General features: G+C 69.3%; 21 protein-coding genes. 13 read left to right on the top strand and 8 right to left on the bottom strand.

Annotation, left to right across the window (positions count from 1 at the left end):
• Window positions 1-121: 121 nt before the first annotated feature.
• From MRBLWS13_RS10275 to iolG, 7 genes are read left to right on the top strand one after another with little or no spacing between them, the layout of a single operon-like run.
• Window positions 122-1,396, top strand: coding sequence for an extracellular solute-binding protein (locus tag MRBLWS13_RS10275; protein ID WP_349425281.1), 1,275 nt, complete (start codon window positions 122-124; stop codon window positions 1,394-1,396).
• Between the two features lie 2 nt (window positions 1,397-1,398).
• Window positions 1,399-2,364: a sugar ABC transporter permease gene (locus MRBLWS13_RS10270; RefSeq protein ID WP_349425280.1), complete on the top strand. Its 966-nt coding sequence runs from the start codon at window positions 1,399-1,401 to the stop codon at window positions 2,362-2,364.
• Window positions 2,361-3,254, top strand: coding sequence for a carbohydrate ABC transporter permease (locus tag MRBLWS13_RS10265; protein ID WP_349425279.1), 894 nt, complete (start codon window positions 2,361-2,363; stop codon window positions 3,252-3,254). The genes MRBLWS13_RS10270 and MRBLWS13_RS10265 overlap by 4 nt, the downstream gene beginning before the upstream one ends.
• Window position 3,255: 1 nt before the next feature.
• A complete protein-coding gene (locus tag MRBLWS13_RS10260; RefSeq protein ID WP_349425278.1) occupies window positions 3,256-4,956 on the top strand; it encodes a hypothetical protein in 1,701 nt (566 codons plus the stop codon).
• The gene (locus MRBLWS13_RS10255; RefSeq protein WP_349425277.1) at window positions 4,953-5,849 is read left to right on the top strand and encodes a deoxyribose-phosphate aldolase; all 897 of its coding nucleotides are present in this window, start codon (window positions 4,953-4,955) and stop codon (window positions 5,847-5,849) included. The genes MRBLWS13_RS10260 and MRBLWS13_RS10255 overlap by 4 nt, the downstream gene beginning before the upstream one ends.
• Window positions 5,850-5,889: 40 nt before the next feature.
• The gene (locus tag MRBLWS13_RS10250) at window positions 5,890-6,807 is read left to right on the top strand and encodes a sugar phosphate isomerase/epimerase (RefSeq protein WP_349428942.1); all 918 of its coding nucleotides are present in this window, start codon (window positions 5,890-5,892) and stop codon (window positions 6,805-6,807) included.
• Between the two features lie 55 nt (window positions 6,808-6,862).
• Window positions 6,863-7,873 (top strand): inositol 2-dehydrogenase, encoded by a 1,011-nt coding sequence (gene iolG, locus MRBLWS13_RS10245; protein WP_349428941.1) that lies wholly within the window; start codon window positions 6,863-6,865, stop codon window positions 7,871-7,873.
• A gap of 84 nt (window positions 7,874-7,957) precedes the next feature.
• Here iolG and MRBLWS13_RS10240 read toward each other — a convergent pair whose 3' ends face one another.
• From MRBLWS13_RS10240 to MRBLWS13_RS10215, 6 genes are all read right to left on the bottom strand, one after another.
• Complete coding sequence (locus tag MRBLWS13_RS10240) at window positions 7,958-9,241, bottom strand: extracellular solute-binding protein (RefSeq protein WP_349428940.1); 1,284 nt, start codon at window positions 9,239-9,241, stop codon at window positions 7,958-7,960.
• 30 nt (window positions 9,242-9,271) lie between these two features.
• Window positions 9,272-11,401, bottom strand: a complete 2,130-nt coding sequence (locus MRBLWS13_RS10235) for a beta-galactosidase (protein WP_349428939.1) — start codon at window positions 11,399-11,401, stop codon at window positions 9,272-9,274.
• Window positions 11,402-11,448: 47 nt separating this feature from the next.
• Window positions 11,449-12,096: a DUF624 domain-containing protein gene (locus MRBLWS13_RS10230; protein ID WP_349428938.1), complete on the bottom strand. Its 648-nt coding sequence runs from the start codon at window positions 12,094-12,096 to the stop codon at window positions 11,449-11,451.
• 23 nt (window positions 12,097-12,119) lie between these two features.
• Window positions 12,120-13,043: a carbohydrate ABC transporter permease gene (locus MRBLWS13_RS10225; protein ID WP_308868713.1), complete on the bottom strand. Its 924-nt coding sequence runs from the start codon at window positions 13,041-13,043 to the stop codon at window positions 12,120-12,122.
• Window positions 13,040-13,936: a sugar ABC transporter permease gene (locus MRBLWS13_RS10220; protein WP_349428937.1), complete on the bottom strand. Its 897-nt coding sequence runs from the start codon at window positions 13,934-13,936 to the stop codon at window positions 13,040-13,042. Before MRBLWS13_RS10220 ends, MRBLWS13_RS10225 begins: the two co-directional genes overlap by 4 nt.
• 142 nt (window positions 13,937-14,078) lie before the next feature.
• Entirely contained in the window at window positions 14,079-15,380 is a 1,302-nt protein-coding gene (locus MRBLWS13_RS10215; RefSeq protein WP_349428936.1) for an extracellular solute-binding protein, read from the bottom strand.
• A gap of 448 nt (window positions 15,381-15,828) precedes the next feature.
• Between MRBLWS13_RS10215 and MRBLWS13_RS10210 the strand changes: the two genes are divergently transcribed.
• The 6 genes from MRBLWS13_RS10210 to MRBLWS13_RS10185 all read left to right on the top strand — a co-directional run bounded on the left by MRBLWS13_RS10210 (window position 15,829) and on the right by MRBLWS13_RS10185 (window position 23,271).
• Entirely contained in the window at window positions 15,829-16,527 is a 699-nt protein-coding gene (locus MRBLWS13_RS10210; RefSeq protein WP_349428935.1) for a DUF624 domain-containing protein, read from the top strand.
• Window positions 16,524-18,071, top strand: a complete 1,548-nt coding sequence (locus tag MRBLWS13_RS10205) for an extracellular solute-binding protein (RefSeq protein ID WP_349428934.1) — start codon at window positions 16,524-16,526, stop codon at window positions 18,069-18,071. The genes MRBLWS13_RS10210 and MRBLWS13_RS10205 overlap by 4 nt, the downstream gene beginning before the upstream one ends.
• 67 nt (window positions 18,072-18,138) lie before the next feature.
• The gene (locus MRBLWS13_RS10200) at window positions 18,139-19,110 is read left to right on the top strand and encodes an ABC transporter permease subunit (RefSeq protein WP_349428933.1); all 972 of its coding nucleotides are present in this window, start codon (window positions 18,139-18,141) and stop codon (window positions 19,108-19,110) included.
• Window positions 19,110-19,991 (top strand): carbohydrate ABC transporter permease, encoded by an 882-nt coding sequence (locus MRBLWS13_RS10195; RefSeq protein ID WP_349428932.1) that lies wholly within the window; start codon window positions 19,110-19,112, stop codon window positions 19,989-19,991. Before MRBLWS13_RS10200 ends, MRBLWS13_RS10195 begins: the two co-directional genes overlap by 1 nt.
• The gene (locus MRBLWS13_RS10190) at window positions 19,988-20,632 is read left to right on the top strand and encodes a DUF1961 family protein (RefSeq protein ID WP_349428931.1); all 645 of its coding nucleotides are present in this window, start codon (window positions 19,988-19,990) and stop codon (window positions 20,630-20,632) included. Before MRBLWS13_RS10195 ends, MRBLWS13_RS10190 begins: the two co-directional genes overlap by 4 nt.
• Window positions 20,629-23,271 (top strand): Tat pathway signal sequence domain protein, encoded by a 2,643-nt coding sequence (locus tag MRBLWS13_RS10185; RefSeq protein WP_349428930.1) that lies wholly within the window; start codon window positions 20,629-20,631, stop codon window positions 23,269-23,271. The genes MRBLWS13_RS10190 and MRBLWS13_RS10185 overlap by 4 nt, the downstream gene beginning before the upstream one ends.
• A 176-nt stretch (window positions 23,272-23,447) precedes the next feature.
• On the opposite strand, the gene MRBLWS13_RS10180 is transcribed toward MRBLWS13_RS10185, so the two are convergent.
• Together MRBLWS13_RS10180 and MRBLWS13_RS10175 are read right to left on the bottom strand one after the other, a co-directional pair.
• Window positions 23,448-24,542, bottom strand: coding sequence for a Gfo/Idh/MocA family oxidoreductase (locus MRBLWS13_RS10180; RefSeq protein ID WP_349428929.1), 1,095 nt, complete (start codon window positions 24,540-24,542; stop codon window positions 23,448-23,450).
• Between the two features lie 105 nt (window positions 24,543-24,647).
• Window positions 24,648-26,435 carry an ABC transporter ATP-binding protein gene (locus MRBLWS13_RS10175; RefSeq protein ID WP_349428928.1) on the bottom strand — a complete coding sequence of 596 codons (1,788 nt, stop codon included), beginning with the start codon at window positions 26,433-26,435 and terminating at the stop codon, window positions 24,648-24,650.
• Window position 26,436: the final 1 nt, after the last annotated feature.

The raw sequence follows: 26,436 nt of genomic DNA, 5'->3' as shown, positions 1-26,436 counted from the left end.
CCTAACATCGTATCAGCGATCGGATCCGGGCCTCAGCTCGGTGACACACACGGGGCGCGAAATCCCGCGCTCATCGACAACGACGTTGACCCCTGGTCTCCCGGGGTGAAAGGGAAGTCCAATGAAGCATTCAGTCACATCCCGCACGCGAGTGGCTCTGGCCCTCGCAGCGGCTGCCCTGACCGCCGTCTCGCTCACGGCGTGCAGCTCGGGTGACGCCGGCGAGTCCGACGAGCCGATCCAGTTCTTCCTGTCGGGCGACGCCAACCAGGGCGGCGGGTACGCCCACATGGCGGAGAAGTACGAGGAAGAGACCGGCGTCAAGGTCGAGATCGTCGACATCGCCAACGACGACCTCGCCACCAAGCTCCGCAACGCGGCGCAGGCCAACGACCTGCCGGCCATCGCCCGCGTCGGCGCCGTCGACCCGGTGTGGCGCAACGTCACCACCGACCTGTCGGACATCACCGAGGGCAGTGACATCCGCACCGATCTGTCCGACAAGGACGACGACGGAAACGTCATCTCGCTCCCGTCGGACATCACGGCGGTCGGCATGTTCATCAACAAGACGCTGTTCGACCAGGCGGGCGTCGCGTACCCGACCAGCGAAGACGACATCTGGACGTGGGACGAGTACGTCGCCGCCGTGAAGCAGGTGCAGGCGGCGACCGGCACCAGCTACGGCATGGTGATGGACAAGTCGTCGCACCGCCTCAAGGCGCTCCTGTACGAGTTCGGCTCGGACTACTTCCAGGCCGACGACAGCGGCGAGTTCAGCACCAACGACCAGACCAAGGTGGCGCTGGAGTACTTCAACTCCCTGAACGACGACTCGTTCATGCCCCGCTCCGTCTGGCTGTCGGATGCCGACCCCAACGCCCTCTTCAAGAGCGGCGACGTGGTCTCGTACCTCTCGGGCTCGTGGCAGATCGCGGACTTCGCGGTGAACATCGCCGACTTCGAGTGGGCCTCGGTCTACATGCCGCAGGAGGAGGAGCGCGCGACCAACTTCGGCAACGCCGCGTCGGTCGTCGTCTTCGACGGTCCTCAGGAGGAGGCCGCGCACGACTTCATCAAGTGGCTGTACGAGCCGGAGAACTACACCGAGCTCTCGGAGACCTCGTCGTTCATCCCCGCGATCGACGGACTCGACATCACGTACGCGGCGCACGCGGACGCCTTCGCCATCTACAACCAGGACATCGCCGCCTCGCCGGACATCGTGGGCGAGATCAAGGCGATGGAACTGCAGTACGGCGCGCAGGGCGTGACGACCGACGGCGACCCGGTGCGTGACGAGACGGTCAAGTACCTCAACGGCGAGCAGGACGTGGACACCACGATCGCGAACATCAACGCGCTGTTCACCGACCAGCTGGGCGCCCTGGAGTGACCATGTCCACCACCAAGTCCGTCGATGGGCGCAGTGCCGAGACTTCTGCGCTCATCACCGTGGGGCGGGGCGCGCGGCGCGCGCGCCGCCCCCGGCGGAGCTCTACGAGGTTCGTGCTCGCCCCGCTGGTGTTCATCGCGGTCGCGGTGGTGCTGTTCGCACTGTTCTTCCTGTGGCCGGGAGCGCTCGGACTCTGGTATTCGTTCACCGACTACTCGGGTGTCGGCACACCCGAGTTCATCGGGGCCGAGAACTACATCGACCTCGCGCAGGATCCGGTGTTCTACACCGTGCTCGGCCGCACCCTGCTGTACACGCTGCTGTCGGTGCCGCTGCACTACGTCGCGGCGCTCGGCATCGCCATGCTGCTGACCAGCACCTTCGCCAAGGGCAAGTCGGTGGCGCGGATCATCTTCTTCCTGCCGTGGCTCATCTCGCCGATCGTGGCCGGTGTCATCTGGAAGTGGCTGTTCGGCGAGAACTTCGGCCTCGTGAACTACCTCATCGAGATGCTCGGAGGCAACGGGCTGCAGTGGGAGACGAATCCCAACCTGGCGCTGGTGCTCATCCTCATCGTGAGCACGTGGGGCGGGACGGCGTTCAACATGCTGCTGTTCATCGCCGCCATCCGCAACATCCCGCAGTCGTATCTCGAGGCCGCCCAGCTGGACGGCGCCAACGGCTGGCAGCGGTTCTACCGGATCGTGCTGCCGCTCCTGCGGCCCACCTCGTTCATGGTGATCCTGCTCACCACGATCGGGGCGATGAAGGAGTTCGCCATGGTCCAGGCGCTCAACGGCGGTGGACCCGGCACGTCGAACATGTTCATCGTCCAGTACATCTACCGGACCGGATTCGAGCGCGCCGACGTCGGGTACGCCAGTGCGGCGTCGATGGTCCTCATGGTGATCCTCATCATCATCGCGATCATCCAGCTGCGCTTCGACAAGAGGAACGATCTCGCATGACGACTCTTCGACCCGGGACCCGCGCCCGCACCGCCAGCACCGGCGCCGGCGCCGGCACCCGCACGCGCACGTCCCGTCCGCTCCGCGCGCTGCCGAGCAGCCTCGTGCTCTGGCTCCTCGCCCTCGGCTTCCTGATCCCGGTCGCGTGGTTCCTGCTGAGCTCGTTCAAGCCAGGGTCCGAGCTGTTCAGCCTGCCGCTGACGCTCTTCCCCGAGAACTGGACGGTCAGCGGCTACACGACCGCCTGGAACCGGTTCAACTTCGCGCAGTACTTCCTCAACACCTCGATCGTCGCGGTCGTTACGACGGTGCTCACCGTGCTGGTCAGCGCCATGACCGGCTACGCGCTCGCCAAGTACCAGGCATGGTGGCTCAAGGTCTTCTTCATCTGCATCCTGGCCACGACGATGCTGCCGACCGAGGTCATCATGCCGAGCTCGTTCGCCGTGGTGCGCGACCTGGGTCTGTACAACACCCTCGCCGGCATCATCGTGCCGTCGATCATCACCGCGACGGGCATCTTCATGTTCCGTCAGTACTTCAAGACCATCCCCGACGAGCTGCTCGAGGCGGCGCGCATCGACGGCGTCTCGGAGTTCGGCGCGTTCTGGCGGATCATGCTGCCGCTGGCGAAGCCGATCGCGGTCGTGCTGGCGATCTTCTCGTTCCAGTGGCGATGGAACGACTACATCTGGCCGCTCATCGTGCTGCGCGACCCCGACCGCTACACCCTGCAGGTCGCCCTGCGCTCCATCGTCGGCGCCGACAACGTCGACTGGTCGGTGCTCCTGTCGGCCTCGGTGATCTCGCTGGTCCCGATGCTCATCCTCTTCGCGATCTTCCAGCGGCAGATCCTGAACGCCGACGTCAACTCGGGCCTGAAGGACTGAGATGGCGGAGGACTCGCATTTCCATACGGTGCTGAGCGAGGCGGTGGCCGACGAGGTTCACGCGTCGCTGGTCACCGCGATCGGTCCCGACGACGGGCACCGCCGCCTCATGGATCGCGCGAAGCTGTTCGTCGCGGCGTACGTGTGGCCACGGTCGGCCCACGCCGGCGATCCGGCGCTCATCGACGCCGCGCGTGAGAGCGTGCGTGCGCTCCGCGCCCGGCAGGGCGCCGGCGGGCTGTTCATCGGCGGCGACAACGTCGACTCGCCGCCCGACTCGTCGTTCACGGTGAACGACCTGTGCGACACGCTGCACATCATCGGCGCTGCTCCGGCCGGGGCGCGGAACGCCCTCGCCGCGCTGGCCACGGAACTCGGGGCGATCGCGGATGCCGTGGAGCCCGCGCTCGTCGCGGGCGGCGTGCACACGCCCAACCACCGCTGGGAGATCTCCGCCGCCCTGGCCCGCCTGCACCGCCGACGCCCCTCGCCGCAGCTGCGCGACCGCGCGGCGGAGTGGCTCGCCGAGGGCATCGACATCACGCCCGACGGGGTCTACTCCGAGCGCAGCGCGAACTACGCGGCGTATGTCTCGAACCCGTCGCTGAGCGTCATCGCCGACGTCCTGGACCACGACGAGGCCAGGGCCGCCGTCATCCGCAACCTCGAGAGCACGCTCGGGCTCATCCATCCCGACGACACCGTCGAGACCGTGCACTCGCGACGCCAGGATCAGCTGCGACGGTTCCCGGTGGCGCCCTACCTGACGGCGTACCGGCGGTACGCCGTCGAGCTCGGCCGGGGAGACTTCGCCTGGGCCGCGACGCGCGCGCTGCGCGCCGGCGTGGTGCACCCGGGCGCCGTGCTCGCCGACCTCCTCATCACGCCGCTCATCGGCGAGGAGCTGCCGGATGCCGCACCCCCGGCTCCGCGGGAGCGCTGGGAGCAGTCCGCCCTCGTCGTCGCCGCCTCGCCGCGCCGGCGCCTCGTGGTGTTCGGCGGAAGCGACTACCCGCGGTTCCGCCGCGTCCGCTCCGGCCTGTCGGCCAATCCCACCTTCCTCCGCATGTTCGCCGGCGCTGCCGTGCTCGACTCGGTGCGCCTCTCCCGTGACTTCTTCGGCCTCGGCCCGTTCCGCGCCGACCGGATGGTCTCGGCGCCCGGGCCCGACGGCGTCCTGCGGCACGAACTGACCGAGACGGTGTCCGCGCACTACTACCAGCCGATCGACGCGGCGCGACGTTCGCCCTCGGGCGAGTACGCCCTCACCGACGACGGCCGGTTCTTCGGCTCGATGGCGTTCGACGTTCGCGCGCGCGACGAGGTGCGCCTGCGCACCACGGTCGAGATCCGGCCGACCGATGACGGCGCCGTCGTCTCGATCGCGATCGACGGCCCCGACAGCCCGTGGGCACTCGAGCTGGCGTTCCGGGACGGCGGTCGATTCGAGGGCGTGACGACGCGGGCCGACGGTGCCGCAGTCCTCACGGACGGCATCGGACGCTACCGGGTGGGCGACAGCGTCATCGCCTTCGACGCGGGCGACGGGTACGCCGCCCAAGGCCCCGCGCGCTATCACCCGGGCGAGGACTACGCGTTCCTGGGCGCGACGGATGCCGCCGACGGCCAGCGCGTCTACCTGACCGGACGATCGCCTGGCGGGCTCGAGCTCACGCTCCGCGCCGAAGGCGACGTCCGATGAGCGCCGTCGTCGACGCCGTCGGCTTCCATGCGCTGCGGACGCTCCGCGCCGAGCGCCCGCACGCCGTCGAGGAGGCCCTGTCGTCGCGGGCGCGCCGCGACATCGTGCGCGGCGACGGAAGGCTCTTCATCGTGGCCGCCGATCACCCCGCGCGCGGTGCCCTGTCGGTCGGCGGCCGCGACGACGCGATGGCGAGCCGGTACCTGCTGCTGGAGCGGCTCGCGATCGCCCTCGGGCGTCCCGGCGTCGACGGAGTGCTGGGCACGCCGGACATCATCGACGACCTCGCGCTGCTCGGGCTGCTCGACGACAAGGTCGTCGTCGGCTCGATGAACCGCGGCGGCCTGCGCGGTGCGAGCTTCGAGATGGACGATCGCTTCACCGGCTACGACGTCGCGTCCATGGTGCGCTCGGGCGTCGACTTCGCGAAGGTCCTACTGCGGGTGAACTTCGCCGACGCCGCGACCGCGGCCACGCTGGAAGCGACCGCGCGTGCGGTGACGGCCGCGGCCGAGGCCCGCATGCCCATCATGATCGAGCCGTTCATCAGCCGATGGGACGGCGGACGCATCGTCAACGACCTCACGCCCGATGCCGTCGTGCTCTCGATGGCCATCGCCGCCGGGCTCGGCGCCAGCAGCGCGTACACCTGGATGAAGCTGCCGGTCGTGCCCGACATGGAACGCGTGATGCAGGCGACGACCCTGCCGACGCTGCTTCTCGGCGGCGACTCCGGCGGCGACCCGGACGATACCTTCTCCTCGTGGGAGGATGCCCTCGCGCTGCCCGGCGTCCGCGGGCTGACGGCGGGGCGCGCGCTGCTGTATCCGCCCGACGGAGATGTCGCGGGCGCGGTCGACGCCGCCGCCCGCCTCGTCCACCCCGACCTCTAGACCCGATGGAGAAGCCCATGCCCCGTGCCGAGGAGATCCGATGAACGCCGAGGTGGCCGGTGCGCCGGTGAGCTTCGGCGTCTTCGAGATGACGCCCGAGGGCGCCGCCACCGTGGCGGCCGACGACATGCTGGTCGTGCTCGCGGATGCCGGCTACGGCGGCGTCGACCTCGGTCCGGTGGGCTTTCTCGGCCGCGATGCCGAGCTGCGATCCCGGCTCGCCCACTTCGGGCTCGAGCTGGCCGGCGGGTGGGTGCAGCTGCCGCTGTCGGACGACGAGGCGTTCGAGGCCTCGCTGCCGTCGCTGCACGACGCCCTGCGCGTGTTCTCGGATGCCGCCGAGGCGGGGCCCCGCCGGCTGCCGCTGCCCACACTGGCCGACGACGGCTCGCTCACCCGCCGAGCGCATCCCGGCCGCGGTGCCGAGGTGGACGCGCTCGACGCCCACGCCTGGGAGCGGCTCTTCGCCAACACCGAGCGCGCCGCCGCGATCGTGCGCGCCGCCGGCTTCGAGCCGACGTTCCACCACCACGCCGGCACCTTCGTAGAGTCGCCCGACGAGATCGACCGCTTCCTCGCCCACGTCGACGTCGATCTCACCCTCGACACCGGTCACCTGCTCATCGCCGACGGCGATCCCGCCGACGCCGTGTCGCGCTGGGGGGACCGCATCAACCACCTGCATCTCAAGGACGTCGATCGCGCCGAGCTGCGTCGCGTCCTCGCCGCAGGCGGGGGGATGACCGAGGTGTGGTCGTCGGGAGCCTTCGTCGCCTTCGGCCACGGCGACCTCGACCTCGCGCGGGTGATGGATGCCATGGCCGCACGCGGTTTCGACGGCTGGGTCGTCGTCGAGCAGGATGTGCTGAACACCCCCGACGTCGACATCGACGCGTTCCGCGCCGCGCGCGGCGACGACCAGCGCGTCAACCGCGCGGCGCTGCAGCCCTGGGCCTGACGCCCGACGCCCGCCGCCGGCAAGACCCGATCCCCTCACCGATAAGGACACCACCGTGACCGACGCCCCCCTCCGCTTCGGCCTGATCGGCACCGGTCGCATCGGCCAGGTCCATGCCACGAACATCGCCGCCGGTCCCGACACCGTGCTCTCCTGGGTCGCCGACCCGATGGTCGACGGCGCGCACGCCGTGGCCGAACGCTTCGGCGGTCGGGTGACGGATGCCGCCGACGAGCTGTTCGCGGCCGCCGACGTGGATGCGGTGCTCATCGCCTCGCCCACCCCGACCCACGTCGACCTCATCGCGCGGGCGGTCGATCGCGGCATCCCGGTGTTCTGCGAGAAGCCGATCGACCTCGACATCGCCCGCGTCGACGCGCTGCGCCCGAAGGTCGCGGCCGCCGGCGTGCCCGTCGCGCTGGGATTCAACCGCCGCTTCGACCCCGCGTTCGCCGAGGTGCAGGCGCGGGTCGCGGCGGGCGAGATCGGCGCTCTCGAGCAGCTCACGATCATCAGCCGTGATCCGGCCGCGCCGCCGGCCGCCTACATCGGGGTGTCGGGCGGAATCTTCCGCGACATGACGATCCACGACTTCGACATGGCCCGTTTCTTCCTGCCCGACATCGTCGAGGTGACGGCCGTCGGCACGACCACCTTCGATGCCGGCGCGCGCGAGCACGGCGACTTCGACACGGCCGTCGTGACGCTGCGCGCGGCCTCGGGCGCCGTCGTCACCATCATCAACTCGCGCCACAGCGCGGTCGGGTACGACCAGCGGCTGGAGGCCTTCGGCGCGGTGGGCTCGCTGCAGGTGGCCAACCGCTCGACCAGCCTGGTCAGCCTCTCGACGTCCGAGCGGGTGGACGCGCGAGCGCCGTTCGAGGACTTCTTCCTGCAGCGCTATGCCGACGCGTACGCCGCCGAGCTCGAGGCCTTCGTCGCCCTGGTGCGCGGCGACGCCTCGACGAGCCCGACCTTCGAGGACGGCCGTGCCGCGCTGGTGCTCGCCGACGCCGCGCAGAGGTCTGCCACCGAGCGCGTCTCGGTGGCCGTGCACACCGACTGATCTGCGCGGGCATCGACCCCGCTAGGCGAAAGACGGATGCCGCGGCACGAGGCCGCGGCATCCGTCTTCCTGCGTTCGACAGGCTCAGCCCAGGATGGCGTCCGCCTCCGAGAAGAACTGCGTCACGGCGTCGTCGACCGAGAGCGCGCCGAGGCCGATCGACTTGCCGAGGTCCCAGAAGGTCTGCTCGAGCGAGCCGTAGCCGACGACCGGGACGGGCGGGGCGTCGCCGATGCGGTCGGCGGCGGACTCGATGTAGTCGGCGACCTGCTTGTCGGCGCCCTCGAGGGTCGTGCCCTCGAGCTTCGACGACGAGGCGGGGAAGCCGAGCGTGGTGCCGAAGATCTCGCCGGCCTCGGGGCTGTTCACCACGAAGTCGAGGAAGAGGGCCGCGGCCTCGGGGTGCTCGGTGTTCTTCGCGATCGCGACCTGCAGGCCCGCCTGACGGTAGAGGTCCTTCGAGCCCTCCTCCGCGGTCGGCGGAGCGACGATCGAGATGGACGAGGCGCCCGAGTCGGCGAGGTACCCGCCGAGGAAGTTGCTCCAGCTCATCTCGCTCGCGGTGATGGCGGCGCCGAAGCCCGACTTGGGCGAGAGCTCCTCGAGCTTCTGCTGCGGCACCGTGACACCGTCGCGGATGTCGGCGCCGGACTCCCAGAAGTCCCGCAGCTCGTCCTCGGTGAAGCCGAGCTCGCCGTCGTCGGTGTACAGGTTGCCGCCGTTGGCGCGGAGCACCAGCTCGAACACCTGGATGCGCTGCGTGTAGTCGGTGCCGCCGTAGACCGCGCCGCCCGTGGCGTCGGTGACGTCGGCCATCCAGTCGTCGAAGTCGGCGAAGCTGGTGCCGCCCTCGGGCGCCTCGACGCCCGCCTGTGCGACGAGGTCGTCGTTCACGAAGTTCGCCCACAGGCTGTAGCCGGTGGGGAGCGAGTACTGCACGTCGTCGAGCGCGCCCGTGCCCAGCAGCGACTCATCGAACGTGGTCGTGTCGATGTAGTCCGACACCTCGCCGAGGTCGAGCAGGTTGCCCGACTCGGCGTACTGGCGCAGGTAGCTGTCGGAGAACTGGAACACGTCGGGCAGTCCGCCGCCCGCGGCCTCGGTCTGCCGCTTCTCCCAGAAGCTCGGGAAGTCGGTGAACGAGGTGTTGATCGTGATGTTCGGGTACTCCTCGTTGAACGCCGCGATCAGGTCGTTGTAACGGGTCGCGCGGTCGTCGTTGCCCCAGAACGCGAAGTCGAGGGTGACCTTCTCGTCGGGGTCGAACGCGGCCGCGTCGTCGGGCTCGCCGCCGGCGCAGGCGGCGAGGACGAGGGCGGCGCCGGCGGTCAGGGCGGCTGCCGCGAACAGGGTGCGAGGTGCGGGCATCAGGGTGCTCCAGTCGTGATCGGGATGGGGTCAGGAAACGCTCAGGGCATCGCGCGCGGCGGATGAGGGGGCGTGGTCGGGGCCGGCGGTCACCGGTGCGGTGACGAAGGCGACGCCCTGCGCGTCGAGCACCACGCGGTCGACGACGACACCGGTCTCGGCATCCGTTCCGTCGATCGCGATCTCGACCCGCTCTTCGCCGTGGTTGATGAGGGTGACGAGGTCGCCCCGACGCGCTGCCTCGACCCCGGCGGGCAGTCCCTCGACGACGGGACGGACACCGGATGCCGCGACCACGGTCGCAACGACGGCGTCGAGCGCGTCGGTCTCGCGCCCGCCGGCCGAACGTCCGTCGCTCACCGGCGCATCACCGACAGGCACAGTGGCGACGTACCAGGCTTCGCCGGAACCGTAGCGGTGACGCGTGAGGGCGGGCGATCCTGCCTGCAGGCCGGACTCGAACGAGGCGACGACGTCTGCTCCGCCCGCGTGGACGCTCTCGGCCACCAGGCGGCCGCGCTGCTCGGCGCCATCGAGGCCGAATGTCACGGTGCCCGCCGCGGCGGCGGTGCGCGCGGCGCGGACGGCGTCGGTGCTCAGGGCGCCCACGCCGCCGGCGCTCGCCGAGGATCCCGCGAGCGCGCCGAAGTCCTCGAACCGCAGGCCGAGCACGGGGCCGAGCTGCGTCAGGAATCCACCGTCGCGGAACTGGTCGTGCTCGTCGACGATGTCGGTGAAGGGGCCGGTGAGGAGCGTTCCGCCGTCGTGGACGAAGCGTGCGAGCGCGGCTGCGCCCTCATCGCGGAGCAGGTACAGGGCGGGGGCGACCACCAGACGATAGGTGTCGTCGACTTCTTCGGGGCCGACGATGTCGACCTGGATGTTGCGCGCGTGGAACGCGCCGTACCACTCCAGCACGAGCGCCAGATAGTCGACCTCGGTCGGGTGGTCGCGCTCCTCGACGGCCCACCAGTTCTCCCAGTCGAAGACCAGCGCGACCTGGGCGTCGCGGCCGGGCGCCGGAAGCTCCGGCAGCGCGGCCAGGCGTGCGCCGAGCTCGGTCACGGCGTCCCAGGTGCGCGTCTCGGTGCCGGCGTGGGGCAGCATCGCCGAGTGGAACTTCTCGCTGCCCGCGCGGGACTGGCGCCACTGGAAGAACATGATGCCGTCGGCGCCGCGCGCGACGGACTGCGCGGTCTCGGCCATGAGCGCGCCGGGGCGCTTGCCCGGGTTGGCGGGACGCCAGTTCACGGAATCCGTCGCCTGCTCCCAGAGCAGCCACGGCACGCCGGGTTTGAGCGAGCGGATGAGGTCGCGCTGGAAGGCAGCGTCGCGCACGCGGTGCGGGTTGGCGGGGTCGGGGTAGCAGTCGTCCGCGATGACGTCCATGAACGGCGCCCACTTGCGGTAGTCCGCCGGCTTGAACGGGCCCATGAAGTTCGTGGTGATCGGCTGCGTGGCGCCGGCGCGCTGCAGGATCTCGCGCTCCATGAGGTAGCACTCGAGCAGCATGTCGCTGGTGAAGCGCCGCCAGTCGAGCATCGACGACGGGTTGTGGCTGTAGGGAGCGAGACGCGGCGGGAAGATCTCGTCGAAGGCGCCGTAGCGCTGCGACCAGAAGTTCGTCCCCCATGCCGCGTTGAGCGCGTCGATCGTGGCGTACCGGCCCTCGAGCCACACGCGGTACGCGTCGCGCGCGGCATCCGAGAAGTCCATCCAGAGGTGGCAGCCGAACTCGTTGCCCACGTGCCACATCACGACGGCGGGGTGGTGGGCGTAGCGCTCGCCGAGGCGTCGCACGAGCTCGCCGGCGAGGCGCCGGTACGTCGGCGACGACGGGGCGAAGTGCTGGCGGCTTCCCGGCCAGTACGACGCGCCGGACTCGTCGGCGGGCAGGGTCTCGGGGTAGGTGGCGCTCACCCACGGCGGGGGAGACGCGGTGGCGGTCGCGAGGTTCACCGCGATGCCGCCCGCGTGCAGCTTCTCGATGACGGTGTCGAGCCACGCGAAGTCCCACGCGTCCTCGGCGGGCTGGATGCGCGACCACGCGAAGATGCCGAGGCTCACGATGTTGACACCGGCCTCCTGCATGAGGCGCACATCGTCGTCCCACACGTCTTCGGGCCACTGGTCGGGGTTGTAATCGGCGCCGTACAGCACGTCGAGCAGCTCCTGTCTGGATGGTGCAGCGGGGTTCGGAGGCCGTGTCAGCGACGGCCGCGGCGCGCGGGGACCGCGACGACCGCGAAGGCGGCGCAGCCGAGGCCGGCGACGATGAGCGGGGCGAGCATCCACGTCATCACGCCGACGAGCACCGCCGCCGCCGCGAGGTACAGCGCGCCGACAGGATCGGCCGCGAGAGCGGACGGGATGCCGCGGACAGCGCCCCGCCAGCCGCGCTCGGGTATCCACGCGCCCGCCGCCACGAGCAGGGCGACGGCGCCGGCGACCAGTCCCAGCCACCCGACGATCGAGATCAGGGCGCCGCCGGGCAGTGCGCCCGAGTTCGCCAGGTCGATGTCGAGCAGCAGCAGGAGCGTCAGCGCGACGGCTGCGATGCCGACGACCAGGCCACCGGGGAGCGCGGCACGCCAGTCCTGCCAGAACGTCCGCGCATGCGACTGCTCGGCGTTCACATAGCGGCGGAGGTGCCGGATGCCGGCGGCCAGTGCCGCGGGCAGCGTGACGACGAGGATCCCGGCGGCGGTCACCAGCAGCCCGATCAGCAGCACCTCGCCGAACAGGGCGAAGGCGCCCTTCGCGCCCGGGTAGCGGGCGGGCTCGCGCTCGTCGAGCGTGGGGCCGCTGCCGGAGGCGTCGGCCCGGCGCGCGGCGCGGAGTTCTCGGCGGTTCATGTGCGGTCTCTTTCCTGGGTCCGTCAGCCCTTGAGGCCCTGTGTGGCGACGCCGTCGACGAGGAAGCGCTGGAACACGAGGAAGAAGAGCAGGACGGGGATGAGGGCGATGAACGACGCGGTGACGGTGGCGCCGTAGTCGCTGACCGAGGTCTGGTCGTTGTAGAGGCGCAGCGCGATCGGCAGCGGGTAGTTCTCGGGGCTGGTGAGGTACAGCAGGGGTCCGAGGAAGTCGTTCCAGGCCCAGATGAACGCGAAGATCGAGCAGGTGATCAGGGCGGGCTTGATCAGCGGCAGGATGATCGACCAGAAGATGCGCATGTGGCCGGCGCCGTCGATGCGGGCGGCTTCGTCCATGTCGCGGGGCATCTGGCGGATGAACTGGACGAGCAGGAACACGAAGAACGCTTCGGTGGCGAGGAACTTCGGCAGCAGCAGCGGCCAGAAGGTGTCGATCATGTCGAGCCGGTTGAAGATGATGTACTGCGGGATGATCACGACGTGGAACGGCAGCAGCAGGGTGCCGATCATCGCGGCGAACAGCACGCTGAGGCCCTTGAACTGGATGCGGGCGAACGCGTAGGCGGCGAGCGACGAGGACAGCAGCACGCCGATCACGGAGCCGGCGGCGATGATGAACGAGTTCAGGAAGAACCGCCACATCGGCACCCCGGCGATGCCCTCGAACACCTTGGTGTAGTTGTCGATGGTGGGCGCGTTCGGGATGAGGCCCATGTTGGAGCCGAACTCGCTGTTGGGCTTGAAGGTGGCGAACAGCAGCCATACCAGCGGGTAGAGCACGACCGCGGTGACCGCGATGAGCACGATGAACCAGATGACGGTCTGCCAGGTCTTGCGCTTGACCTTGCGGCGCGGGGCGCGGGGGGTGGCGTCGACCTGGTTCTCGAGGGTGGCGATGGCGGGTTCGCCGAAACTTGTGGTGCTCATCGGTTGTCTCCGGCGTAGTGGACCCAGCTTCGCTGGGTGCGGAAGAGGATGAAGGCGATGACGGCGACGACGATCAGCAGCACCCAGGCGATGGCGGCCGCGTAGCCCATCTGGCCGTCGCTGAAGCCGCGCTTGTAGAGGTACAGGGTGATGAAGTTCGTCATCCCGGCGGGGCCGCCGGTGCCGTTCGAGATGATGTACGCCGACGCGAACACCTGGAACGCGCCGATCAGGCCGAGCAGCAGGTTGAAGAAGATCACCGGCGACAGCATCGGCAGGGTGACGGCGCGGAACCGGTGCCAGGCGCCGGCGCCGTCCATCTCGGCCGCCTCGTAGAGCTCCTTGGGGATCTGCTTGAGGCCGGCGAGGAAGATGACCATGGTGGCGCCGAACTGCCAGATCGCGAGGAGGATCATCGCGGGCAGCACCAGTGCGGGGTTGCCGATCCAGCCGCCCAGGTCGATGCCGATCGCCGACAGGCCGTTGTCGACCGGGCCATCGCTGGCGAACATCGCCCGCCACACGATCGCGACCGACACGGATCCGCCGATGAGCGACGGGGCGTAGAAGGCGGACCGGAAGAACCCGGCGCCCTTGTCGCGGTAGTTCAGGAGCATGGCCACCGCGAGTGCCGCGGCGAGGGTGATCGGGGTGCCGACCACCACGTAGATCAGCGTGATCTGCGCGGACTGGATGAACGCCGGGTCCGACGTGAACATCCGGATGTAGTTGTCGAAGCCGATCCACTTCGGCGGGCTGAAGATGTTGTAGCTCGTGAACGACAGGTACAGCGAGTACGCCATCGGGATCAGCGTGAGGCCGAAGAACCCCACCAGCCACGGCACGAGGAACCCGTAGCCGGCGACCGTCTCCTTCACGGCACGCTGTCGCATGCCCGGACGATCCGTCCGTTCCGGCCGGGACCGGCGGAACAGGGAACGACGCGATGACTTCTCACCGGTCACGATGACTCTGGTCGCTGTGGTGCTCACGAGACTCTCCGATACGGGTTTGGGAGTGGTGCCCGGAAAGCTGTCACTGGTTGAGGACGACGTCCATCTCGGCGAAGAACTGCGAGACCGCGTCATCAACGGTGACCGTGCCGAAGTTCAGTTCCTCACCGAGCTGGCGGAACTTCTCCTCGAGGGTGCCGTAGCCGACGATCGGCACCGGCGGGGCGTCGCCCAGGCGGTCGGCGATCGAGGCCTCGTAGTCCTTGACCTGCTGGCTGAGCGGGTCGAGCTCGGCCGCGGCGAGGGCGGTCTCCGAGGCCGGCAGGCCGCGGTTGGTGCCGAAGATCTCGCCCGACTCCGGCGAGTTCACGAGGAAGTTGACGAGCGTCGCCGCCGCCTCGGGGTGCTCGGTGCTGGCCGAGATCGTGTGGAGCATCGAGGGCTTCAGGTACAAGTCCTTCGCGCCTTCCTCCGTCACCGGGGGAGCGATCAGGCCGAGCTCGGTGTATCCCTCGCCGAGGCCGGCGAGGTAGCCGGCGCCGAAGTTGTCCCACGTGAGCTCGCTCGCCGTCAGCGCGCTGTCGAAGGCGCCCTTCGGCGCGACCTCCGCGACGCGCTGCTGGGGGATGCCGATGCCGTCGCGGATGTCCTGACCAGACTCCCAGAACTCCGTCAGGCGCTCCTCGTCGAAGCCGGGCGTGCCGTCCTCGTTGAAGACGTTCTGGCCCTCGGCGCGCAACTGCAGCTCGAAGTTCTGGATGCGGCCGGTGAAGTCGGACCCACCCCAGAACTCGCCGCCCGCGCCGTCGGTGACCTCGCCCATCCACTCGGCGTAGTCGTCCCAGCTGCCGCCTTCGAACTCTGCGACGCCGGCGTTCTCGAGGAGGACCGGGTTGGTGAAGAGGCCCCACGCGTTGGTGGACGTGGTGATGCCGTAGGTCGTGTCGTTGACGACGCCGATGTCGAGGATGTTCTCGGGCAGCGGGTCGGTCTCGATGATGTTGCCGAGGTACGGGTCGAGATCGAGCAGCAGGTTGTTCTCGGCGTACTGACGCAGGTAGGAGTAGTCGAACTGCATCACGTCGGGGAGGTTGCCGCCGGCCGCCTCGGTCTGCCGCTTCTCCCAGAACTCGGGGAAGGTGAGGAACGTGGAGTTGACCGTGATGTTGGGGAACTCCTCGTTGAACGCGACGATCGCCTCGTTGTAGAGGTCGGCGCGCACGTCGTTGCCCCAGAACGCGAGGTTGAGGGTGACCTCCTCGTTCGGGTCGAACGTGGGAGCCGCGTCGGGGGTCTCGTTGCTGCCGCCGGCGCAGCCGGCGAGCACCAGGGCGGCGCTGGCCGCGACCGCGGCTCCGGCGAGGGCCCGCTTCTTGCTGAACATCCTTGTCCTCCTTGTGAACGTCTGCGTTCGCTTCTCCGCGTGAGACGTTCGTCGTCTGTAAGTGCGGTGTAGGCGCATCCGTGGTACGGAACATGCGGTGCTGGAAAGCGCTTGCCCGCAACGGTACCCCGTCTAAAAACGTTTCGCAAGCCATTCTCCGCACAAATTTAAACGATTCAGTAACGCTTGACGCGGCTTCTGCGCTCGGGGCCGTGCACGGTCCCAGTCGCCGGCCGCCGTCGGCGCCGCGCAGCCGGCCCGGACTCGGTGCGCAATCGTCGAAACGTTTCTGAGATTTGCATGAGACGTTTCACTTCCGACGGGTCGACGAGTTGACTCCGCCCGCGGCTGCGGTTACGTTACTCGTGGCTTTGCCGGGAAAACGTATTCCCGGTCGGTGCCTCTCGCCCACAACGATGGAGATGTGATGACGGACCATTCGTCTGCCATGCCGACGTGGGCCCTGCGTGCTCACGCCGTCTTCGACTGGGTGTGGTGGATGGCGTACGTCAACGCGCTGTGGTGGGTGTTCGCTCTCGCCGGGGGCATCCTGTTCGGCGTCGTGCCCTCGAGCACCGCCGCCGCTGACCTCACACGGCGACGCCTCCGGGGCGAGGTGTTCCCGGTGGCACGGTCCTTCGCCGCCGCATGGCGCCGCGATCTGCGGAAGGCGAACGTCGCGCTCGGCGTCGGATTCCTCGTGACCGGGATGCTGGCGGTCGGCGCCGCCGGGCAGCTCGCAGCCGGGACCGTCGGCTCAGTGCTCGGCGTCTCGACCGTCGTCGCACTGGCCGCAGCCTTCCTGATCACCGCTGTCTCGGTCCCGCTGTACGTCCACTACGAACTGCCGCTCCGCGCCTACCTCCTCACCGCGAGCCGCTGGGCGATGCGCAACGTCCTCCACGTAGTCCTGCTGCTGCTGGGAGCCGTCGCGATCGCGGCGGTCGGCAGCATCCTGCCCGGGATCGTCCCGTTCCTGACGGTGGGGGCGTGGCTGACGCTCAGCACGGTCATGTGCCTCTCGTTCTTCACCGCCAATGACCGCGCCGTCGCCGACCGCGTCGCCGCGCGGTCCCCTCTTCCTGATCCTCTCCGTCCACCTCCCCAGAGAAAATCCCCACCCCCGAACGAAGGAGTTCTGCAATGAACCACAGCAAGCCGCTCGTCGGCGTCGGCATCGCCGTCGTCGCCGCCCTCGCCCTCACCGGTTGCTCCGGGAGCGGAACCGGCGCCGATGACGCGAACAGCACGGATGCCGCGAAGCTCGAGAGCCTGTCGATCATGGCGCCGTTCCTCAGCACCAACGCCCCCGAGGAGGACAACGAGATCGAGGCCGCCGTCGAGGATGTCATCGGCGTCGATCTGGACATGACGTGGGTGCCGAATGCCTCTTACGGCGACAAGGTCAACATCACGCTCGCCGGCGACGATCTTCCCCAGGTGATGGTGATCCAGGGCAAGGACCCCGGGTTCGTCCGCAACGCGGAGGCCGGGGCGTTCTGGGACCTCACCGACTATCTCGACGACTACGAGAACCTCAAGACCACCTTCCCCGAGGTGCAGCGGGCGTCGAGCGTGAACGGCAAGGTGTACGGCGTCTTCCGCGCCCGCGACGTCATGCGGGAGGCCGTCATCATCCGCAAGGACTGGCTCGAGAACGTCGGACTCGAGCTGCCCGAGACGACCGAGGACCTCTACGAGATCGCGAAGGCCTTCACCGAGGACGATCCCGACGGCAACGGGACGGACGACACCTACGGTCTCATCATCCCGAAGTGGCCCGGCACCATCGGCACGAACAGCCCGTGGGACGCGATCGAGACCTGGTACGGCGCAGGCACCCGCTGGACCGAGCGCGACGGAGAGCTCGTGCCGAACTTCACCACCGACGAGTGGTTCGAGGCCGTGCAGTTCGAGCGGCAGCTGGTCGAGGAGGGCGTCGTCAACCCCGACTACGCGACGTTCGACTCCGCGAAGTGGAACGAGCCGTTCCTCACCGGCAAGGGCGGCATCATCATCGACGTCCACTCGCGCGTCGGCCAGCTGATCAGCCTGGTCAAGCAGTCGGATCCCGACAACTTCGAGAACTATGTCGACGTCACCGGCAACCTGACCGGGCCTGACGGCGAGCTGTACGCGCTGCCCACCTCGGGCTACAGCGGCTTCCTCGCGATCCCCAAGGCGCAGGTGCGCACCGAGGCGGAGCTGCGCGGCGTGCTCGAGGTGCTGAACGAGCTCAACTCGGCAGAGGCGGGGCCGATCCTCAACAACGGCATCGAAGATGTCACCTACACCCTGGACGGCGATCTTGCCGTCGCCGTGGACGACGTGCCGCAGGCGCTGAAGGACACCGTCGGCGCGTACGCACAGCTCGGCACCAACGTCAACGGCTTCCAGGGGTATCTGCCCAAGCAGCCGTCGGAGTACGAGCAGGAGATGTACGACAAGCGCAAGGAGATCGAGACGGCCGACCTCGAGTCGGCCCAGTTCGACCCGGCAGCGCCCTACGTGTCGCCGACATACGTCTCGAAGGGCGCCCAGCTGGACACCATCGTCGCCGATGCGCGCATCCAGTACATCGCGGGTCAGATCGACCTCGACGGGCTCGAGGACGCCGTCGAGCTGTGGCGCTCCAGCGGCGGCGACGACATCATCGCCGAGATCAACGAGCTGGCCGACGCCGACTCCTGATCGCCGGGCCGGGGATGACGGGTGCCTGCGCGCCCGTCATCCCCGGCACTGACCGAGAGGCCCATCCATGGCAATGCTCGACACCGCCGTCACGGCGACCGAGACGCTGACCGTAGAGAAGCAGAGCCGGCGCCGTCGCGGCGTTCGCGTCCACTTCACCCAGTTCAAGTGGCTCTACCTTCTGCTCGTACCCGGCATCGTCTACTTCCTGCTGTTCCGGTACTGGCCGATGTACGGCGCGATCATCGCCTTCAAGGACTACGTCCCCTTCCTCGGCATCGCCGACAGCCCCTGGGTCGGATTCGCGCACTTCGAGGACTTCTTCGCGAGCCCCGACTTCCCGCGTCTGCTCGGGAACACGATCATCCTCGCGCTGCTGTCGCTGCTGATCGCGTTTCCGCTGACGATCATCGTGGCGCTGCTGCTCAACGAGATGCGCCTGACGATCCTCAAGCGCACGACGCAGACGCTCATCTACGTGCCCCACTTCCTGTCGTGGACCGTGGTGGCGTCGCTGACCTACCTGCTGTTCGCACTCGACATCGGCCCGCTGCTCCAGCTGATCAACGGCATCCTCGGCACCGACATCAACTTCCTCGCCGATCCGGCGTGGTTCCGGCCGATCATCGTCCTGCAGGACATCTGGAAGAACACCGGGTGGGGCACCATCATCTTCCTGGCCGCGCTGGCCGGTGTCGACCAGGCGCAGTACGAGGCCGCGATCATCGACGGCGCGGGCCGCTTCCAGCGGGTGTGGCACATCACGATCCCCTCGATCATGCCCACGATCATCGTGATGCTCGTGCTGCAGATGGGGCAGATCCTCAACACCGGGTTCGAGCAGATCTACCTCATGACCAACTCGCTCAACCGATCGGTGGCCGACGTCTTCGACACGTACGTCTACTTCATGGGCATCACGCAGGGCTCCTACAGCTACAGCACCGCTGTGGGCCTGTTCAAGGCGGTCGTCGGCGTCGTGCTCATCTTCGGGGCGAACTGGGTCGCCAAGCGCTTCAACCAGGTAGGGATCTTCTGATGGCTCGCGAGAAGTACCGGTTCAACACTCCCGCCGGCCGCGTGTTCGACGTGTTCAACGTCGTGCTCCTCACGGGGATCGGCATCGTCGCGCTCGTGCCCTTCGTCTACGTCCTCGCCGGGTCGTTCGCGACCGAGGCCGAACTGGCGACGCGCTCGTTCTTCCTGTGGCCGGAGACGTTCTCGCTCGACGCGTACGAGGCGATCTTCACGAGCCCCGCCTTCGTGCGGGCACTCATCACGACGATCGTGGTGACGGCCGTGGGCACCGCGGTCCAGCTGGCGCTGACCGCGACGATGGCCTATCCACTGAGCAAGGCCAACCTGCCGGGCGGCCGTCTGATCCTCTCGCTGATCGTCTTCACGATGGTGTTCGGGGGCGGGATGATCCCGACGTTCCTGGTGGTGAAGGACCTCGGCCTGCTCAACAACTACTGGGCGCTGATCCTCCCGATGGCGATCAACCCGTTCAGCCTCATCATCATCAAGAACTTCTTCCAGCAGCTTCCCGCCGAGCTGGAGGAGTCCGCGAAGATCGACGGCGCGAACGAGCTGCAGACGCTGTGGAACATCGTGCTGCCGCTGTCGAAGCCGGTGCTCGCGACGTTCGCGCTCTTCTACGCGGTCGGGATCTGGAACGACTTCATGTCGCCGCTGCTGTACCTCAACGACAACTCGATGTGGACGCTGCAGATGTTCCTGCGTCAGGTGACCGTCGCCACCGACCTGTCGGTCGTGGAGCAGGATCCGACGCAGCTGCCGCCCGCGCAGGGCATCAAGTTCGCGGTCATCATCGTCGCGACGCTGCCGATCGTGCTGTTCTACCCCTTCCTGCAGAAGCACTTCGCGAAGGGCATGCTGATCGGGTCGGTCAAGGGATGACGCTGCTGTACCGCAATCCGCTGGCGGCGGCATCCGATCTGGACGGATGGGTCGCCGAGGGCCCGGTGGCGGTCCGCGCGACCGAGGACGGCCTGGCGCTGTCGAGCTCGGGCGGCTTCGACGACCACTGGACGCTGTGGTGCCCCGAGGTCTTCCCCGACCGGGTCCGCATCTCGTGGGATTTCGCGCCCCGCGAAGAGCCGGGTCTCGCCATGCTGTTCTTCGGTGCGGCGGCGACCGGCGGGCGCGGCATCTTCGACGATGGCGTCGCGCATCGCACCGGCGTCTACCCGCAGTACCACTCGAGCGACCTGCGGACTCTTCATGTGTCGTACTTCCGCCGCCGATGGGAGGACGAGCGCGCGTTCCACACATGCAATCTGCGCAAGTCGCCCGGCTTTCACCTCGTGTGCCAGGGGGGCGATCCGCTGCCGCCGGTGGTGGATGCGAAGGACTCGTACTACCGCATCGAGGTCGTCAAGGATGCCGCTCGCGTCTCGTTCTCGATCGACGGCCTGCCCCTGTTCGACTGGATCGATGACGAGTCCACCGGTCCCCGGATACGCGACGGCCGGATCGGATTCCGGCAGATGTCGCCGCTCGTCGCCCGCTACCGCAACCTGGAGGTTCACTCGCTGTGACCACTTCGACCGTCCCGCTCCGCTGGCTCGACGACGCCCCGCCGGCAGAGCTCCCCGGCGGCGCCACCTGGGGAGTCCCTCTTCCGCGCGGCACCGTCGCGTCCGTCTCGGCGCTCGGTCTGCGGCAGGTGGGTGGTCAGAGCGTGCCGGCGCAGTTCTGGCTGCTGGCGACCTGGCCGGACGGTTCGGTCAAGTGGGCGGGGTGCGCGGTCGGCGCGCTCGACGCGCCCGGTGCGTATGAGGTGGTGACCGACCTCTCGCCGCAGACGGCGGCCGCCGGCGCAGGGACCGGGTCCGTGGTCGTACGCGAGGACGCGGACGAGATCGTGGTCGCGAACGGCGTGATCGAGCTCGCGTTCGCACGCCCCGAGCACGGCGCGATCGACACGCTCGCGCGCCGCGTGGTGCGCGACGGGCGGATCGTCGCCCGCGACATCCGGCTGGTGAGCCTGCTGCAGGACGACGTGCCGGAGGACGGTGCGGCAGGCCCGCGCCGCCGGTTCCGGTCACGGGTGCACAGGGTCGTCGTGGAGCAGGACGGTCCGGTCCGCGCGATCGTCCGCGTCGTGGGCGCGCACCGGGACGAGGACGGTTCGCGCGAATGGCTCCCGTTCACCGTCCGGTTCGTGGTGGTCGCCGGGTCGGCTGAGATGCGTCTCGTGCACACGGTGGTGTGGGACGGGGATGCCGAGCACGACTTCCTGGCCGGGCTCGGTCTGCGCGCCGACGTGCCGCTGCGGGCGCCGCTGCACGACCGCCACGTCCGGATCGCGGGTGCTGACGGCGGGTTCTTCGCCGAGGCGGTCCGCGGGCTCACCGGTCTGCGGCGCGACCCCGGCGCCGAGGTGCGCGGCGCTCAGATCCGCGGCGAGGCGACGCCGCCGACCGCGCGCTGGAACCCGCAGGTGTCGGAGCGCCTCGAGCTCATCCCGGCGTGGGGCGACTTCACGCTGACCCAGCTCAGCGCCGACGGCTTCGCGATCCGCAAGCGCACCGCGCCCGGACACGCGTGGATCGATGCCGGCGCGGGGACGCGTGCCGAAGGCCTCATCGGGATCAGTGATCCGGCCGGCGGGCTCGGGGTCGGCATCCGCTCGTTCTGGCAGTCCCATCCCGGCCAGCTCGACCTGCGCGGTGCGACGGGCGATCAGGCGGAGCTCACCGCCTGGCTGTACGCGCCCGAGGCTCGGCCGATGGATCTGCGGTTCTACCACGACGGACTCGGCCAGGACGACTTCGCGACGCAGCTCGAAGGCCTCGAGATCACCTACGAGGACTACGAGCCCGGCTTCGGTGACGCTCACGGCGTGGCGCGCACGCACGAGCTGACGCTGTTCGCTTATGCCGCGACCCCGGCGATCGAGCAGGTGGCCGCGGCCGTCGAGCGGGTGCAGCGACCGCCGCTGCTGCAGCCCACACCGGAACACCTGCACGCGGTCGGCGTGTTCGGAGACTGGGCGCCGGTCGACCGCTCGACGCCGGCACGCACCGAGATCGAGGACAGCGTCGGCTTCCTGCTGGACTTCTATCTCGGGCAGGTCGATCAGCGCCGCTGGTACGGCTTCTGGAACTACGGCGACGTCATGCACGCCTACGACGCGGACCGTCACGTCTGGCGCTACGACGTGGGCGGCTACGCGTGGGACAACAGCGAGCTCTCGCCCGATCTCTGGCTGTGGTACTCGTACCTGCGCAGCGGACGCGCCGACGTCTTCCGCTTCGCCGAGGCGATGACCCGCCACACCGGGGAGGTGGACGTCTACCACCTGGGTCGATGGCAAGGGCTCGGCTCTCGGCACAACGTGCAGCACTGGGGGTGCAGCGCCAAGCAGCTGCGCATCTCGAGCCCGATCTACCGACGCATCTTCCACTACCTGACCGCCGATGAGCGAGTGGGCGACCTGCTCACCGAGCTGCGCGACAGCGACGCCCGCTTCCTCGACACCGATCCGACCCGCAAGGTGCGGACGGATGCCGCGACCTACCGCCCCGACCGCGCCGCGCTCGCGGTGGGGCTCGGCACCGACTGGGGCGCGCTGGCGGCGACGTGGCTGGCCGACTGGGAGCGCACCGGCAACGAGCGCTCGCGCGACCGGCTGCTCGGCACGATGGCCGACATCGGCGCACTTCCGCACGGATTCCTCACCGGCGAGGCGCTGTACGACATCGACGCCGGCCGATTCGACAGTGCGCGCGAACGCATCGCCGTGTCGCACCTGAGCGCCGTGTTCGGGCTCGTCGAGGTGTGCAGCGAGCTCATCTCGCTGGTCGACGTCCCCGGCTTCCGCGACGCGTGGCTCGAGTACTGCAGGCTCTACCTCGCTTCACCCGACGAGCAGGAGGCCGCGGTCGGGCAGCGACTCACCGGCATCCATCTCGAGCAGGCCCACAGCCGGCTCACCGCCTACGCAGCGGCGAGCCGAGGTGACGACGCGCTGGCGAATGCGGCATGGCAGGCGTTCGATGGGATCGGTGAGTGGCTGGTGCACCGCCGTGACTTCGTGCTGCGGCGCATCGACGGGCCCGCAGTGCTCAACCCCGTCGACGAGGCGCCGACGGTCGGAACCAACGACGTCGCGCAGTACGGACTCGCGGCGATCCAGAACCTGGCGCTGATCGGCGACCGGCTCCCGCGGTAGCGCGGGGTGCGGCATCCGATCTCCTGTCGAGCGCCCTTCGACAGGTCAACCGGCGCTCCACAGGAGGACTGGTGGGCGGAATGTCCTGTGGAAGGCCGGTTGACCTGTTGGATGCCGGACCGCGACACCGTGCCGCTCGCGCGGCGGCGGTTCGTGGGACTCAGCGAGCCTCGGGCTCAGTGGGCCGGGCGCAGGTCGATCACGGCGCTGGCGAAGCTCTTGCGGTGCGTCGGGTGCGCGGCGAGATCCGCCGGCGTCACCACTGCGCCGTCGGCGTCGGCCGAGGCGTAGATCGCCGCGACGAGCTCGATCGACCGGGCGGGGGCGTCGGCAGTCGGAGGGAGCGGGGTGCCCGATCGCAGCGCGTCGAAGACGTCCCGCAGCAGGTACACGTGGTCGCTGCGCTCCTCGGCGCCGGTGATCTCCCACGTCGCGGCCTCGTCGGCGTCGACGTGAGCAGCAGGCGTGATGCGCCAGTTCTCGTGGCCGTGGCCGTACAGGTGGTCGACCGTGATCGTGGCCTTCTCGGTGTCGATGCGGATCGTGCTCACCTCGCGCGGCGAGAGGGTGCTCGAGACGACCTGTGCCACCACGCCGCCCTCGAACACGACGGTCGCTGTCGACACGTCCTCGGTCTGCGTCTCGCGGTCGAGGCGCCACAGGCGGCCTTCGACGCGCGTCCAGTCGCCGAGCAGGAACGCCAGCAGGTCGAGCTGGTGGATGGCGTGGCCGAGGGTCGTGCCGCCGCCCTCGGTCTCCCACTTGCCGCGCCACGGAACGGCGAAGTACGCGGCATCGCGGTACCAGAGCGTCTGGCACTGGGCGACGAGCGGACGCCCGAGCGCGCCGGAGTCGAGCAGGCGCTTCACATGCGCGGGCGCCGTGCCGGTGCGCTGCTGGAAGACGACCGCGAGCCGGCGGTCGGCGGCGGCTGCGGCATCCGTCATCTCCTGGAGCTCATCGAGCGACGGCGCCGGAGGCTTCTCGACGACGACGTGCGCGCCGGCCGCGAAGGCGGCGACGGTCTGGGTGGCGTGCGCGCCCGGGGGAGTGCAGACGTGGACGACGTCGGGGTGCTCGGTCGCGAGGAGGGTCTCGAGGTCGTCGTACACGACGGGGGCGCCGTAGGAGGCGGCGAACGCCTCGGCCGACGCGCGGCTCAGGTCGGTCACGGCGACCAGCTCGGCCCGCGGGTATGCGGCGATCGCCCTCGCGTGCGAGTGGGCGATCGCTCCGGTGCCCACGATGGCGCAGCGCAGATTCTCGGTCACGGTGGCTCCTTCGGGTGGATCGAGAGCGGATGCCGCAGCCGGCGGCATCCGCTCTTCCAGGGTAGGCGGTGGGAGCGGAAAGCGCTATCCCACGCCGGAGACACCTCAGCGCGGGTGGCCCGCCTGCGTGGCGTGGAGGTGGGCGTAGCGGCCACCGGCGGCGAGCAGCGCGTCGTGCCCGCCGACCTCGACCACCTCGCCGTGCTCGAGAACGACGATCCGGTCGGCCTGGCGGATCGTCGACAGGCGGTGGGCGACGACCAGGGTGGTGCGGCCGCGCATCAGGCGGTTGAGCGCGTCTTTGACGAGCTCCTCCGACTCCGGGTCCAGCGCCGAGGTCGCCTCGTCGAGGAGGAGGATGCGCGGGTCGCGCACCAGCGCCCGGGCGATCGCGAGTCGCTGCCGCTGGCCGCCCGACAGGCGCGCGCCGCGCTCGCCGACGACGGTGTCCCCCCCGCCCGGCAGCCGGTCGACGAACTCGGCCGCGTTGGCGTCGCGCAGCGCCTGATGCAGACGCTCCTCCGACACGTCGTCGAGGCCGTACGCGATGTTGTCGCGGATGGTCCCCTCGAACAGCACCGACTCCTGCGGCACGACCGAGACGGACTGGCGCACGGTCCGCAGATCGAGGCTCTTCATGTCGGCCCCGTCGAGCAGGATGCGCCCCGACGTCGGGCGCACGAACCCCAGCACGAGGTTGAGCATCGTCGACTTGCCCGATCCCGACGAGCCCACGAAGGCGACGGTCTCGCCGGGCGGGATGTCGAGCGAGACGTCGTGCACGGCATCCCGTTCCGCGCCGTCGTAGCGATGCGAGACGTGCTGCAGCTGCAGATGACCCCCGACCTGCTCGACCGCGCGCTTGCCCTCGTTCTGCTCCAGGTCGGGCTCCTGCAGCACCTCCGAGATCGAGCGCATCGACTCGAGGCCGCGGGCGCCGACCGGGATGAGCATCAGCAGCGACGTCAGTCCCGACGTGAGCAGCGTGAAGTACGACGACAGCAGCACGACCTCGCCGGGCGTGATCGGGAGGATGCCGGTGAGCGCGAAGATCGCGGCGAGCACGAGGCATCCGAGTCCGAGCAGCTGCATCGCGACCCACGAGATCGACGCGACGTGGCCGTTGAGCATGTCGAGGTCGAGCCCCGCGCGACGGACGCCGTCGGCGCCGGCCTGCACGCGCGAGACGGCGGTGCGCTCGAGGCCGTGCGCGCGGGTCACCGGAATGAGCGAGGCCATCTCGCCGACGCGCGCGGCGAACCCCTCGACCTCGCGGCGGAACACCTCGTTGCGGGCCCGCGAGCGGCGGCTGAGGGTGGCGCGCAGCACGAGGGCGATCGGCACCGCGAGGGCGTACACGGGCAGGAACTGCGGCACGGCGATCGCGGTCATCACGATGGCGCCGATCAGCACCATCGTCGAGGACAGCAGCGGGTGCGTCACCTGCTGCAGCATGAGCTCGACGTTCTCGACGTCGCGCACCACCTTCGTCTGCACGATCGACGAGCTCACCCGCGTGTGGTAGCCGATCGACAGGCTCTGCAGTCGCGCGGCGAGGGCGTTGCGGAGGTCCGCGCCGGTGTCGCGCACGACCGTCATGAAGTTGCGCGTGTAGACGATGTGCATCGGGTAGTTCTGGATGAGCAGCACCGCCGCGATCGCGAACCACACCAGCACGGTCGACACGTCGCCGCCGGTCGCGACCAGGTCGATGATCTTGGCCGTCACCACCGGCAGGAACCAGAGCGGGATCTCCTTGCACGCGAACGCGAGGATGGCGGCAGTCATGCGCGCGGGGCGGCGCGCGAGCAGCGCCAGCACCGATCGGCCGGGTCGGGGATTCTGGGCGATCCCGATGACGCGGATAGCGCCGGTAAACGCTTTCTGAGTCATG

The sequence above is a fragment of the Microbacterium sp. LWS13-1.2 genome (assembly GCF_040144835.1).
Lineage (GTDB): Bacteria > Actinomycetota > Actinomycetes > Actinomycetales > Microbacteriaceae > Microbacterium.
The sequence above is the reverse complement of the archived record's forward strand: the minus strand, read 5'-3'. Positions and strand labels throughout refer to the sequence as shown.